Origin of the sequence: Serratia sp. JSRIV006, assembly GCF_019968685.1 — a bacterium.
GTDB lineage: Bacteria > Pseudomonadota > Gammaproteobacteria > Enterobacterales > Enterobacteriaceae > Chania > Chania fonticola_B.
Window position 1 is genome coordinate 3,690,097 of the sequence record NZ_CP074137.1, and the last position, 13,773, is coordinate 3,703,869.

General features: G+C 54.4%; 14 protein-coding genes. 12 read left to right on the forward strand and 2 right to left on the reverse strand.

What is annotated here, in order from left to right; all coding sequences use genetic code 11:
• Positions 1-5 precede the first annotated feature (5 nt).
• Genes KGP16_RS17130 through KGP16_RS17185 form a run of 12 tightly spaced genes read left to right on the forward strand, consistent with a single transcriptional unit; the run spans position 6 to position 11,484 of the window.
• Entirely contained in the window at positions 6-587 is a 582-nt protein-coding gene (locus KGP16_RS17130; RefSeq protein WP_059201239.1) for a hypothetical protein, read from the forward strand.
• Positions 584-1,945: an AMP-binding protein gene (locus KGP16_RS17135; protein ID WP_094981949.1), complete on the forward strand. Its 1,362-nt coding sequence runs from the start codon at positions 584-586 to the stop codon at positions 1,943-1,945. The genes KGP16_RS17130 and KGP16_RS17135 overlap by 4 nt, the downstream gene beginning before the upstream one ends.
• Positions 1,932-2,282 (forward strand): hydroxymyristoyl-ACP dehydratase, encoded by a 351-nt coding sequence (locus KGP16_RS17140; RefSeq protein ID WP_059201241.1) that lies wholly within the window; start codon positions 1,932-1,934, stop codon positions 2,280-2,282. The genes KGP16_RS17135 and KGP16_RS17140 overlap by 14 nt, the downstream gene beginning before the upstream one ends.
• Positions 2,273-3,994 carry a glycosyltransferase gene (locus tag KGP16_RS17145; protein ID WP_059201242.1) on the forward strand — a complete coding sequence of 574 codons (1,722 nt, stop codon included), beginning with the start codon at positions 2,273-2,275 and terminating at the stop codon, positions 3,992-3,994. The genes KGP16_RS17140 and KGP16_RS17145 overlap by 10 nt, the downstream gene beginning before the upstream one ends.
• Complete coding sequence (locus KGP16_RS17150) at positions 3,988-4,410, forward strand: thioesterase family protein (protein WP_059201243.1); 423 nt, start codon at positions 3,988-3,990, stop codon at positions 4,408-4,410. The genes KGP16_RS17145 and KGP16_RS17150 overlap by 7 nt, the downstream gene beginning before the upstream one ends.
• Positions 4,407-5,012, forward strand: coding sequence for an outer membrane lipoprotein carrier protein LolA (locus KGP16_RS17155; protein ID WP_059201244.1), 606 nt, complete (start codon positions 4,407-4,409; stop codon positions 5,010-5,012). Before KGP16_RS17150 ends, KGP16_RS17155 begins: the two co-directional genes overlap by 4 nt.
• Positions 4,981-7,302 carry an MMPL family transporter gene (locus tag KGP16_RS17160; RefSeq protein WP_223500037.1) on the forward strand — a complete coding sequence of 774 codons (2,322 nt, stop codon included), beginning with the start codon at positions 4,981-4,983 and terminating at the stop codon, positions 7,300-7,302. The genes KGP16_RS17155 and KGP16_RS17160 overlap by 32 nt, the downstream gene beginning before the upstream one ends.
• Complete coding sequence (locus KGP16_RS17165; RefSeq protein ID WP_059201246.1) at positions 7,299-7,886, forward strand: DUF3261 domain-containing protein; 588 nt, start codon at positions 7,299-7,301, stop codon at positions 7,884-7,886. Before KGP16_RS17160 ends, KGP16_RS17165 begins: the two co-directional genes overlap by 4 nt.
• A gap of 1 nt (position 7,887) precedes the next feature.
• Positions 7,888-9,057, forward strand: coding sequence for a beta-ketoacyl-[acyl-carrier-protein] synthase family protein (locus KGP16_RS17170; protein ID WP_059201247.1), 1,170 nt, complete (start codon positions 7,888-7,890; stop codon positions 9,055-9,057).
• Positions 9,054-9,530: a hypothetical protein gene (locus tag KGP16_RS17175; RefSeq protein WP_059201248.1), complete on the forward strand. Its 477-nt coding sequence runs from the start codon at positions 9,054-9,056 to the stop codon at positions 9,528-9,530. Before KGP16_RS17170 ends, KGP16_RS17175 begins: the two co-directional genes overlap by 4 nt.
• Positions 9,527-10,258 (forward strand): 3-ketoacyl-ACP reductase FabG2, encoded by a 732-nt coding sequence (locus tag KGP16_RS17180; protein WP_059201249.1) that lies wholly within the window; start codon positions 9,527-9,529, stop codon positions 10,256-10,258. The genes KGP16_RS17175 and KGP16_RS17180 overlap by 4 nt, the downstream gene beginning before the upstream one ends.
• Entirely contained in the window at positions 10,255-11,484 is a 1,230-nt protein-coding gene (locus KGP16_RS17185; RefSeq protein ID WP_059201250.1) for a beta-ketoacyl-ACP synthase, read from the forward strand. Before KGP16_RS17180 ends, KGP16_RS17185 begins: the two co-directional genes overlap by 4 nt.
• Before the next feature lie 181 nt (positions 11,485-11,665).
• Here KGP16_RS17185 and KGP16_RS17190 read toward each other — a convergent pair whose 3' ends face one another.
• Entirely contained in the window at positions 11,666-12,760 is a 1,095-nt protein-coding gene (locus tag KGP16_RS17190; protein WP_051363707.1) for a succinylglutamate desuccinylase/aspartoacylase family protein, read from the reverse strand.
• A gap of 132 nt (positions 12,761-12,892) precedes the next feature.
• Complete coding sequence (locus tag KGP16_RS17195) at positions 12,893-13,735, reverse strand: A24 family peptidase (protein WP_223500038.1); 843 nt, start codon at positions 13,733-13,735, stop codon at positions 12,893-12,895.
• Positions 13,736-13,773: the final 38 nt, after the last annotated feature.

Sequence of the window (13,773 nt, forward strand, 5' to 3'; positions counted from 1 at the left end):
CGTTTATGCCCGGCGCTCGGTCCCTGAAAGGGATACAACTGGTGGCTCTACTGGCGCTACTGGCTTGGCCATTTCTTGTCTGGTTTGGCCTGACACGCAACAGCCTTCACTGGCTGCTGCCGATCATCGCCTTGTTGCTGGCCTTTCGCCTCTATCAGGTCAAAAGTCAGCGCGGCCCTATGCGCTATGTACTGCAAGCCGTGGCACTCGCGGGTCTCACATTATGCCTAATGAGCTATGTGCTAAAAACGCATCAGCTGCTGCTATTTTACCCAGTGGTAGTCAATCTGGTCATGCTCGGCGTATTTGGTAGTTCACTGTGGAGTTCGATGCCAATGGTGGAGCGCCTTGCCCGTTTGCAGGATCCGGAGCTCCCCCCGTCAGGCGTGCGTTATACCCGCAAGGTCACCCAGATATGGTGTGTTTTTTTCATTCTGAACGGTTCGATGGCACTTTTTACCGTTCTGCTCGGTGATATTCGGTTATGGACGCTGTGGAACGGCATGATTGCCTATCTGTTGATGGGAGCGCTGATGGCTGGCGAATGGCTGGTGCGTCGCAGGCGGATATTGCGAGACAAGGCATGAATCAGATACTCCCTCTGGCCCAGTGGCTAAGTCATTCGCGTGCCGATGAAACCCCGATTGCCTGGCTTGATGAGCATATCTGGACGCTGGGGCAGTTGCGCCATGACGTAGCAGCACTGGTGAGCATCCTGCAACAATATGAAGGCGACCGCTGGGCGCTGTGTTTTGAAAACAGCTATCTGTTTATCGTCGGACTATTGGCAATATTGCATGCGGGCAAAACCCCCGTGGTTCCCGGACATAGCCGTGTTTCACTGCTGGAAGAACAACGGGCGCTGTTTAACGGCATACTGACCGACCAGGCACTGACCTGGAGCGGTACGCTGATCCAGGTCCAATCAACCGATCAAAGTAGCGAGAACCAGCCACCGCTACCCACTCTCGATCCGGCCAGCCATATCGAACTATTTACCTCCGGCTCGACAGGGCAACCACGCCGCATCATAAAGCCCATTGCCAGCCTCGATCGCGAAGCCTCCTTACTGGCTGAACGTTTTGCCGACAGGCTCACCGGCTGCCATATTGTGGCCTCGGTACCTCCGTTGCACCTTTACGGCCTCACCTTCCGCATCTTTTTACCCATGGCGCTAGGATTACCGCTGCATGCAGCAATGCTTCATTACACCGAGCAGTTGGCAACTCTGGCTAATCACCACCAATACGCCTTTATCAGCAGCCCGGCTTTTCTAAAACGCCTAGACCACCAGCTCACGCCACCGCCAGTGAATATGGTCATCTCCGCAGGGGGAGTATTGCCTTGGGAAGACGTGGCTCAGACCGCCAGTTGGTTAGGGGTCTGGCCAGACGAAATCTACGGTAGTACCGAGACCGGGATCCTCGCCTGGCGTCACCATCAGCAGCCTGATGTAACCTGGCAGCCCTTCCCTGGCGTGCGTATCGTGGTTGACGCCGACGAGATCCGCGCTATCTCTCCGCTTATCAGCGATAGGCACGGCCTGCTCCTCGACGATATTTTGCAATTTGACGATAGCGGACGCTTCCAGATAACAGGTCGCCGCGACCGGGTGGTTAAAATTGAAGAGAAACGCATTTCACTTTGCGAGATCGAGCAACGGCTGCTGGAACTCGAAGGCATACGCGAAGCCGCAGCGCTACCGGTAACACGCGGAGGGCGCCAAGGCATTGGCGCATTGCTGGTGCTTGAAGACCATGCTCGGCAGCAGTGGCAACAAATGGGCGGCAAAGCACTGGAAATATCATGGCGTCGTGCGCTGCGCCCGTGGCTGGAACCTGTCACTATCCCTCGTTACTGGCGTATCGTCGACGAGATGCCCGTCAACAGCATGAACAAGCGCGTCTATGCGCAATTACAGGAATTGTTTCATGAGACCCCATGAGATGGCTCGCCATCAGACGCAGCAGCAGGCCGAGATCGTGTTACGGCTGGATGCGGCTTCATTCTGGTTTAAAGGCCACTTCGCAGTGCAACCTCTGCTACCCGGCGTGACACAACTAGACTGGGTGATGCACTATGCCACCTCACTGCTGGTACCCGATTTTCGCTTTCACAGTATTCAAAGTGTCAAATTCCAACAGCCCTTATTGCCGGATAACATCGTCACGCTGACGCTTGACTGGCAGGAAGAACGGCAAATCATGGTTTTCCGCTATCAACGTCATGATGGTGAGGCACGTAGCACAGCCAGCAGCGGGAAGATCCGATTATGTCGCTGAATAGTGCCACGTTTAACCCTTGTGTGGTGATCCCCTGTTATAACCACGGAGCCATGATGGCAAGTGTGCTCGCGCGCCTGCAACCCTTTGGCTTAGCCTGTCTGGTGGTGGACGATGGCAGCGACCAGGCCACCCAGCAGGAACTTGAGCGCCTGGCCACCATTCACGCGGATGTCACCTTAGTACGCCTTGCACACAATTCAGGAAAAGGCACGGCGGTGATTCGCGGATTGGAAGAGGCTCAACGCAGAGGATTTAGCCATGCGGTACAAGTCGATGCGGACGGCCAACATGCCATTGAAGATATTCCCAAGCTGATTACCCTGGCACAGATCCATCCCCAGGATTTAATTTCCGGACAACCGGTTTACGACGACTCCATACCAGCGTCGCGGCGCTATGGCCGCTGGGTAACTCACGTCTGGGTCTGGATTGAGACGCTCTCTCTACAGCTCAAAGACAGCATGTGCGGCTTCCGGGTTTACCCCATTACCCCCACCTTGGAGTTGGCGCATAAAACGGCGCTAGGCAAACGCATGGACTTCGATACGGAAGTCATGGTTCGCCTCTACTGGCAGGGGAACACCAGTTACTTTGTGCCGACGCACGTCACCTACCCCCAGGATGGGTTGTCACACTTTGATGCCTTGAAGGATAACGTGCGCATTTCACTGATGCATACCCGCCTTTTCTTCGGCATGTTGCCGCGCATCCCTACCCTGCTTTTTCGTCGATGCAACCCACACTGGGCACGTCAGAAAGAAATCAAGGGGTTGTGGGGAATGCGCATCATGCTTGCTATCTGGCGCTTACTGGGTAGAAAGGCCATTGCTCCACTGCTCTATCCGGTGGTGGCGGTTTACTGGCTTGGCGCACATCAGGCCCGTCAGGCTTCACAAGCCTGGCTGAAGCGGGTACGCAACGAGTTGACTTCACGTTCGCTCCCCATTCCTGCGCATCTCAACAGCTATCACCATTTTTTACGTTTTGCAGATGCCATGCTGGATAAAATCGCCAGTTGGCGTGGGGAAATGCGGCTAGGGCAGGATGTTGTCTTCGCCCCCAATGCCGAAGCCACGCTGGATATTGGCTCCCCACAAGGCAAATTGCTGCTGGCCTCCCATTTGGGAGATATCGAAGCTTGCCGGGCGTTGGCACAATTACAGGTGAGTAAAACCATCAATGCGCTGGTGTTCAACGACAACGCCCAGCGTTTCAAACAGATTATGGCAGAGATAGCACCCCAGGCAGGGCTCAACCTGTTGCCTGTGACCGACATCGGCCCGGATACCGCCATATTGCTCAAAGACAAACTGGATCGTGGCGAATGGGTGGCGATCGTTGGCGATCGCATCGCGGTAAAACCGCAGCGAGGAGATAGCTGCCGGGTTATCTGGAGCCGCTTTATGGGCCATCCTGCCCCATTCCCTCAAGGGCCGTTTATTCTGGCTTCGATATTGCGTTGCCCGGTGTTGCTGATCTATGCCCTGCGCCAGCAGGGAAAACTGCATTTGCACTGTGAGCCGTTTGCCGACCCTCTGCTGTTACCGCGGGCCGATCGTCAAGCCGCCTTGCAACAGGTGGTGGATCATTATGCTGAGCGTCTTGAACACTACGCGTTGCAGGCACCGCTCGATTGGTTCAACTTTTTCAATTTTTGGCAACTGCCTGACCAACAGGCCAACACCACAGACAGGAGCAAAGGGTGCTAAACGATCCCTGTTTCACCAGCGAGATAGAACTGACCGTTCCCTTTCATGATATTGATATGATGGGAGTCGTGTGGCACGGCAATTATTTCCGTTACTTTGAAATTGCCCGCGAAGCCCTGCTGAACCAATTCAACTACGGCTATCGGCAGATGAAAGAGTCGGGATATGTTTGGCCAGTGGTGGATACCCGTGTGAAATACCGCGATACGCTGACCTTTGAACAACGTATCCGCGTTCGTGCCACGTTGGAAGAATACGAAAATCGCCTGCGCATTGCCTACCAGATTTTTGACGCCGACAGCGGCAAACGCACCACAACCGGTTACACCATCCAGGTAGCGGTAGAGGAAAAAAGCCGTGAGATGTGCTTTGTCTGCCCAGACATACTGTTCGAACGTCTGGGGGTGCAGCCATGAAAGCCTGGCCTCTGCTATTCCTGCTGATCAGTCCATGGGTCAATGCCATCACGCTGAATGAATTACAGCAGCGTTTTACCGAACAACCGGTAGTGCGAGCCCATTTTGCCCAGGCTCGAACCATTAAAGATCTGCCACAGCCACTGCGTTCTCAAGGCGACATGGTGATCGCCCGCGATCAGGGTTTGCTGTGGCAACAGCAAACCCCCTTTGCCATGACGTTGATGCTCAACGACTCACGGATGGTGCAAATCATCAATAACCAGCAACCGCAGGTTATTACCGCACAAAACAACCCGCAGATGTTTCAGTTCAATCATCTGCTGCGCGCGCTATTCCAGGCCGATCGTCAGGTGCTGGAGAAAAACTTCCGCATTGATTTCCAGGAGCAAGGTGAGGGTCGCTGGACGCTATCCTTAACCCCACTGACTACCCCTCTGGACCGAATTTTTGCCACTATAGTGCTGAGTGGACAAACCTATCTGGAAACCATCCATTTAAACGATAAACAGGGCGATGTGACTGAAATCACCTTTTCTCAACACCGGCTGCAACCCGCAGCTTTGACCGATGAAGAGCGACAACGTTTTGCCGCCTACTAATGCCAAGCGCCTCGCGCTGCTTTGGGGAATCGCATGCCTGATATTAGTTGGCATGCTGCTAGCCCTATTGCCACAGGCCCGGATCAATAGCAGCGTGTTGGCGATGTTGCCCAAGCAGGCATTGGGTGCCATTCCCCCCGCGCTGAACGACGGTTTTATGCAGCGCCTGGACAAGCAGTTGGTCTGGCTGGTCAGCCCCGGAAAACAGGCAGACCCGCAGGTAGCGCAATATTGGCTTACCCAATTGCAAAAGTCCGGGATAGCAGAGACGGTGAAAGGCCCTATGGGTGCCGCAGACCAGCAAGCCTGGGGCGACTTTTTCTGGCAGCATCGTAATGGTCTGATCGACAACGCAACGCGTGAGCGCCTGCAAAACGGTGGCGAAGCCCAGGCACAGTGGGTCCTCTCTCAGCTCTATTCAGCATTCTCTGGCGTCAGCGGCAAAGAGCTACGCAACGATCCGCTAATGTTGATGCGAGGCTCACAGCTGGCTCTGGCCCAGAACAGCCAGCGTTTACGGCTGATGGACGGCTGGTTGGTTACTCAAGATGAACTGGGGAACTACTGGTATTTTCTGCATGGCGAATTGACGGGATCGTCATTTGATATGCAACAAACCCACCGCGTCGTCACTACCCTCGCCGCGCTGGAGGATCAACTCACATCACGCTATCCCCAGGCCAAGCTCCTCTCACGTGGGACGCTGTTTTACAGTGATTATGCCAGCCAACAGGCAAAACAGGACATATCTACGCTGGGGGTCGCCACCATACTGGGCGTAATACTGCTGATCGTGGTGGTTTTCCGCTCGCTGCGCCCGCTGATGCTGTGCCTGATTTCCGTTGGCATCGGTGCACTAGCAGGAACAGCAGCTACGTTGTTGCTCTTCGGTGAGCTCCATCTGATGACGCTGGTGATGAGCATGAGCATCATTGGGATCTCTGCCGACTATACGCTTTACTACCTCACCGAACGCATGGTGCACGGTAACGAGATATCGCCATGGCAGAGTCTGCTCAAAGTGCGCAATGCCCTGTTATTGGCGTTGCTGACTACCGTCGCGGCCTATTTGATCATGATGCTCGCTCCCTTCCCTGGGATACGACAAATGGCGGTGTTTGCCGCTGTGGGCCTGAGCGCATCATGCCTTACGGTGATCTTTTGGCATCCGTGGCTATGTCGCAACTTACCGGTACGCCCTATTCCTGCCGCGATCTCCCTGCTGCGCTGGCTTGCGGCCTGGAGGCATAACCGCAAACTGTCGCTGGGGCTACCTGTCGTATTGGTGTTGGTTTCTCTTGCGGGGATAGCGACATTACGCGTCGATGATGATATTGCCCAGTTGCAGGCGCTGCCGCAGGATATCCTGGCGCAGGAAAAAGCCATTACGCAGCTCACTGGGCAAAGCGTCGATCAAAAATGGTTTGTGGTCTACGGCAACACTCCTCAGCAAACCCTGGAGCGGCTTGAAGACTTCACGCCGGCACTGGAACAGGCCCGCCAGACTGGGATTATCAGCGCTTTCCGCACAATCCCGTTAAACTCACTCGCACGCCAGAAACAGGATCTCGCCCTGTTGCTGGGCGCCGCTCCTACGGTCATCCGTGCATTGCAAAATACAGGGTTAACGGACGTCACGCCCGATCTGCAAACCGCACCCGCAACGTTGGAGGATTGGTTCAACAGTCCAGCCAGCGAAGGTTGGCGCTTAATGTGGTTGACGTTGCCCAATGGCAAAAGCGGTGTGCTGGTACCTGTAGAAGGCGTTAACGACAGCACGGCTCTGAGCTCACTGGCGGAAAAACAACCGGGTGTAGTGTGGGTAGATCGCAAGGATACATTCAACGAATTATTCGCCCTCTATCGCACCATACTTACCGGCTTACTGCTGGTAGCACTGGCGGTGATCGCTTGCAGTGCGGTGTTCCGTCTCGGGTGGCGTAAGGGATTAATCAGTTTGGTGCCTTCGCTGCTGTCGCTGAGCATCGGACTGGCCACCCTATCCTTTAGCGGACATGCCGTGAACCTGTTTTCGCTACTGGCGCTGGTACTGGTGCTGGGGATCGGCATTAACTATACGCTGTTCTTCAGCAATCCACGTGGCACACCACTGACATCGTTGTTGGCGATCGCGCTGGCAATGATGACAACGTTGTTAACCCTGGGCATGCTGGTCTTTAGCAGCACTCAAGCTATCAGCAGTTTTGGGATTGTACTGGTCAGTGGGATCTTTACCGCTTTCTTGCTCTCCCCACTCGCCATGCCTGACCGTAAGCAGAGAAAAAAATGACAAATTGCGACTTCTGGCGCGCGGTTCCCCTGTTGGCCGTGCTATTGATTACCGGCTGTAGTCACTCATCGCATAATGAGGATGGCTCCCGCCCACAAGCCTGGCTTGAACCCGGCGTACGCGTCACGCTTCCGGCTCCTGGTATCACTGAAAATATCCAGTCCCAGCAATTATTGACCGGCAGCTTTAACGGCAAAACCCAGTCTTTGTTGGTCATTCTAAATGCGGATAGCAATACACTCACCTTGGCCGGGCTGTCTTCGTTAGGTATCCGCTTATTTCTCGTTACCTATGACGATAAAGGCATTCATACCGAGCAGTCGATCGTGGTGCCACAACTGCCGCCAGCCAGTCAGGTCTTGGCCGATGTGATGCTCGGCCACTGGCCGATTACCGCCTGGCAAGATCGGTTGCCGCAGGGCTGGACGCTAATCGATAAGGGCGACAAACGAGAATTACGCAACGCGCGCGGCAAACTGATAACGGAGATCACGTACCTGCAACGTAAAGATCGTCGTGAACCTATCAGCATTGAGCAACACGCGTTTAAATACCACATCACCATTCAATATCTGGATGACTGATATGATTTACATTTCTGCTATCGGCATGATCAACGCTTTGGGCCAATCGACAGAAGAGATTGCAGCCAATCTGACCCAAGGAACAGCGCCCGGCATGCGCAAGCGTGAGCATTGGTTACAGAACCAACAGGACGCGGTATTAGGCGGCGTCGACGGAGAATTACCCACTATTCCAGACAACTTTGCCGCACATCGCAGCCGCAATAACCAATTATTATTGGCCGCTCTGGCGCAAATTCAGACCGTGGTAGATGACGCGCTGCTTCGCTTTGGTGCCGACCGCATCGCCGTAGTGCTCGGTACCAGCACCTCTGGGCTGGATGAAGGCGATCGACATGTTAGCCATATCACTAACCATGAAGAGAGCCCGAGCTGGCAATATCCACAGCAAGAGCTGGGCGATCCGTCACGCTTCCTCGCCGCTTGGTTAGGCCTGAATGGCCCTGCGTTTACTCTTTCCACCGCGTGTTCTTCCAGTGCCCGCGCGATCATCAGCGGGCGCCGTCTTATTGAGGCCGGGCTGGCGGATATCGCGATTGTTGGCGGTGCCGATACCTTAAGCCGCATGCCTATCAACGGTTTTAATAGCCTGGAGTCTCTTTCCACTACGCTTTGCCAACCGTTTGGCCGCGACCGCTGTGGTATCACCATTGGTGAAGGAGCGGCACTGATGGTACTTACCCGCGAGCCGCACCCCATAGCACTACTGGGTGTGGGTGAGTCAAGCGATGCATACCATATTTCGGCACCACATCCACAGGGTGCCGGTGCCTTGCGAGCCATCGAGCAGGCATTGCAAGACGCGGAGCTTAACCCCGCAGAGGTCGGTTACATCAATCTGCATGGAACTGCCACCTTGCTCAACGATCAGATCGAATCCAAAGTGGTTCACGATCTGTTCGGTGAAAGTGTGCCCTGCAGCTCTACCAAACATTTAACCGGGCATACCCTGGGGGCTGCGGGCATCACCGAGGCCGCTCTCAGCGCACTTATTCTGCTCTATGACTTGCCACTGCCAGCGCAGGACTTCAGCCGTTCTCCGGCGGATCCGACATTACCGCCCTGTGGTTTACTGCATGCGGCTGAACCGCTGATGCGGCCGGTCATTCTGTCTAACTCTTTCGCCTTTGGCGGTAATAACGCCAGCATCCTGCTGGGGAGGATGGCATGAGCCATTACTTATCACCGGCGGAATATCTGCCACACGACGCCCCAATGCTGCTGTTGGCAGAGGTTATCAGCGTGACGGAAGACAGTGCACATTGCCGGGTTGAGGTCAGGAGCGACAGCGTGCTGGCACCGTTCCTCAATGCGCAAGGCGAACTGCCTGGTTGGTACGCACTGGAATTGATGGCGCAAACCATAGGCGTTTGGTCAGGTTGGCATCGTCATCAGCGAGGAGAACAGCGGATCGCCCTCGGTATGGTGCTTGGAGCCAGGGAATTGGTCTGTGCTGCGGGTTACTTACCAGCAGATGCAATGCTAGACATCCAAATCAAGCTGCTGATACATGATGACCGTTTCGGGAGTTTTGACTGTGTTATTGGCGCGCAAGGTGACACGCTGGCCACCGGCCGCGTCAATACCTTTCAACCCACACCAGAAGAATCAACAATGCTTTTTAATCAGGGATCTACTGCATGAGTCGTTCAATTCTCATCACCGGAGCCAGCAAAGGTATCGGACGCGCTATTGCCAGCCAGTTAGCCGCTGACGGTTTCATCGTTGGGATACACTATCACCAAGATGAAGCTGGCGCACAACAAACGCTGGCCGCAATTACCGCTGCCGGAGGACAAGGCCGCCTGCTCTGTTTCGACATTAGCAATCGTCAGCAGTGCCGGGAGGTTCTCGAGCAAGATCTGACAGAGAATGGGGCATGGTACGGCATCGTCAGCAATGCCGGGATCGCTCGCGACGCCGCCTTCCCTGCATTGAGCGATGATGATTGGGATGAGGTTATCCACACCAATCTGGACAGTTTCTACAACGTGATCCAGCCCTGCATCATGCCAATGATTGCCGAACGTCAAGGTGGCCGCATCCTTACACTGTCTTCCGTTTCTGGCATTATGGGGAATCGGGGCCAGGTGAACTACAGTGCGGCCAAGGCAGGAATTATTGGCGCAACCAAAGCATTGGCGATCGAACTGGCAAAACGCAAGATCACCGTCAACTGCATTGCCCCAGGACTGATCGATACCGGCATGATCAAAATGGAAGAGGTGGCGTTAAAGGAGGCCATGTCGATGATCCCGATGAAACGGATGGGCCAGGCGGAGGAAGTCGCCGGGCTTGCAAGCTATTTGATGTCTGATATAGCCGGTTACGTGACTCGTCAGGTCATTTCTATCAACGGAGGGATGCAATGATTCGTCGGGTAGTTATTACAGGTATGGGCGGTATTACCGCCTTCGGTGAAAACTGGCAGGCGGTATCCGCCAAATTGCTGGCCTATAAAAACGCCGTACGCCACATGCCTGAATGGCAAATCTATGACGGCCTGCACACCCTGCTGGGCGCCCCAATCGATGACTTCGTGCTGCCAGAACACTATACCCGTAAGCGCATACGCTCAATGGGCCGGGTGTCTCTCATGTCGACCCGCGCAACGGAATTGGCTCTGGAGCAAGCTGGGCTTATTGGCAACCCGGTGCTAACCAACGGCCAGACCGGTATCGCTTATGGCTCATCCACCGGCAGTACTGGTCCGGTGAGCGAATTCGCCACCATGCTGACCGAGAAGCACACCAATAACATCACGGGCACTACCTATGTGCAGATGATGCCTCATACTACCGCGGTCAATACCGGGTTATTCTTCGGCCTGCGCGGGCGTGTGATCCCGACGTCCAGCGCCTGTACATCAGGCAGCCAGGCCATTGGCTATGCCTGGGAGGCTATTCGCCACGGTTATCAGACTCTGATGGTTGCTGGTGGGGCAGAAGAACTGTGTCCTTCCGAGGCCGCCGTGTTCGACACGTTATTTGCCACCAGCCAACGTAATGATGAACCGCATGCCACCCCTTCCCCATTTGATCAGAACCGCGATGGTTTGGTGATTGGGGAAGGTGCTTGTACGCTGATCCTCGAAGAGCTGGAGCATGCGCAAGCACGCGGCGCAACCATCTACGGGGAAATCGTCAGCTTTGCCACCAATTGTGATGCGGCACACATCACACAGCCGCAACGTGAAACCATGCAGATTTGCATGGAACAGTCGTTGAGGATGGCCGGTCTGCAAGCGAGTGATATCGGCTATATTTCTGCCCACGGTACCGCCACCGATCGGGGAGATATTGCCGAAAGCCAGGCAACCGCCGCGATCTACGGTGATAGCGTGCCGATCTCGTCGTTGAAAAGTTACTTCGGCCATACCTTGGGGGCTTGTGGAGCACTGGAGGCCTGGTTGAGCCTGCAGATGATGCGTGAAGGCTGGTTCGCACCAACGCTAAATCTGCGTACCCCTGATGAACAATGCGGCGCACTCGATTACATCATGGGAGAAGCCCGTCATATCGACTGCGAGTTTCTGCAAACCAATAACTTTGCCTTTGGTGGCATCAACACCTCGATTGTTATCAAACGCTGGGCATAACCAACTCTAATCACCGGGAAACCGCCATCGGCAGGCGTTGCCAGCCGATTGGCACTCGCCTGGGCAAGCAAGCTCATGCCATGTATGATCAACTCACCAACGGGATCGATCCGCTAGGTTTCAGGCCGCTTGTTGCAGCAGAGAAACCGTGATCCCGACATTTACAGATGCCTCACGTCAATTAGCAACCATCAGCACACTGGGGTTCAGGATTGTTGAACAGAATACGAACCAGCAAAGCCCGGGGTTCGCGCAACGGATCATTGCCGATAGCTAACACTCGGCCATCATGGGTCGCAGTATATTCCCGAATGATGTCGCCAAATGCATTACGCTGAACCGCCACCTTCTGCCCTTTGACCACCGTATCGCCGACCTTAACCAAAACCTCGGCAAATCCGCCAACCTCAGCTCGGATCGAGCTCATTTCATTACCGATAAAGGTTTTTTGCTCTTTAGCCGTTGTCCCTAATGTTCCGGCTGTCATGCCTTGTTGAACCATCAGATTACGCACCCCAGTCAAACTGCGCGCGATAAGTTCAGGTTGATAGAGCTTGGGCTTGCCAATTTCGAGTGTAATGGCAGGGATCTTGTTCTCAACGAAAGTGGTTTCGACGGAGCCTTTCTCACCAGGATCGGCTTTAATCTGGTCCGCCGGGAACAGTTCAGCCATTTGCTTCACCTGCGGGTTACGATAATCCGCATAGATGAACAAGGGATATTCGGTCCCCCGGCTCTGCGTGTGCATATCAACGAACAGCGTGGCATTGCCCGCCCACAAATTATTCCATAGCAGCCAAGCCTGCTGTTCGGCGGCGTTACCTTTTTCTTTACCCGGCCAGACCCGGTTGAAATCGACCATATCTCCGCCGTCATTGGCCAACTGCCAGTTTCGGTTATTGGCCAACATGCCTGAAGGATTCGCACCCACGGCACCGATCACGCTGCCTTTCAACTCTGCGGGATCCAGCTTTTCAAACACCTGCTGTATCACCCGGGTACCATTTAATTCATCACCATGGACCGCCGCTTGCAGACCCAGCTTAGGACCAGGCTGCGCACCTTTGGCCACCATAACAGGAACATACCAATGTTGACCGATCCCATTGCTGGTTCCCTGGAACATGAAGCGATAAACCTTTCCTGCCTCCAGATCGTCTACATCCAACTTGCTGATAACCGGATTACCCTCAATTTTATCTCCGGTATAAACCGTTGCCGCCTGAGCATTAAGCATTCCCGTAAGCAACACCGCCAACATCGTAATCTTATGCATAACCATTCCCTTTAGTATCAGTAAGTAACACGCGTGTGATTTCTTGATCATTGGTCAACCGACTAACAAAAGTCGTACTTCAGGAACAAGACTGGGTGCGCTTGCTAGCGTTTCCAATCAAGATATAGGCGCTTAAAAGCTCCAGGGTATAAACATATTGACCGCGCCCGACACGGCGAGCCAGGGGCCAAAGGCTAACGGTTGATTAAGATCTTGTTTCGCCAACCCGCGCTGTATCAGCGTAACCAGCAGCCCACTGGCCGCCGCCACCAAAATCACCTGTGGCAACGCTTGCCAACCTAACCAGGCCCCTAACGCCGCAAGTAATTTAAAATCACCATAGCCGAGAGCCTCTTTACCGGTTGCCAGCTTGAATAGCCAGAACACGCTCCATAGGCAGACATAACCCGCTACTGCGCCAATCGTCGCCTGTTCCAACGAGGCAAAATTCCCCTGAGTATTGAACAAAAGTCCGATCCACAGCAGTGGCAACGTCAGCACATCTGGCAACAGTTGTCTGTGATGGTCAATAACTGCCAGCGTCAGCAAAAAGGAGAGCAATATCCAGGCGCCCAGCAAAGGGAAACCTAGCGGGAATATAAGCGCAGTCAGCACAAACATCATAGCCGTTGCCACTTCAACCAGCGGGTAGCGCCTTGGGATCCGCTCACCACAGCAACGAGCCTTACCCTTTAACAACAGAAAACTCAGCAAGGGGATATTGTCCCTGGCTGCAATAGGATGCTGGCAATGCGGGCAACAGGAATGCGGTAATAGCAGATCAAAACGCGGTGTGGATTCAGGTAAGGGCAGCGCCAGTTGCACGAGCGCCTCACGCTGCCATTGCTTTTCCAGCATCACCGGTAATCGATAAATCACCACGTTGAGAAAGCTACCCACTATGGCCCCCAATATCCCCGCGACACACAGCCAGAGGAGGGGAAATGCAACGGTAAAATCCAATAATAAACTCAAAAAACCTCCCTGCAGTCAGCCAAGTACCTACCCAACCC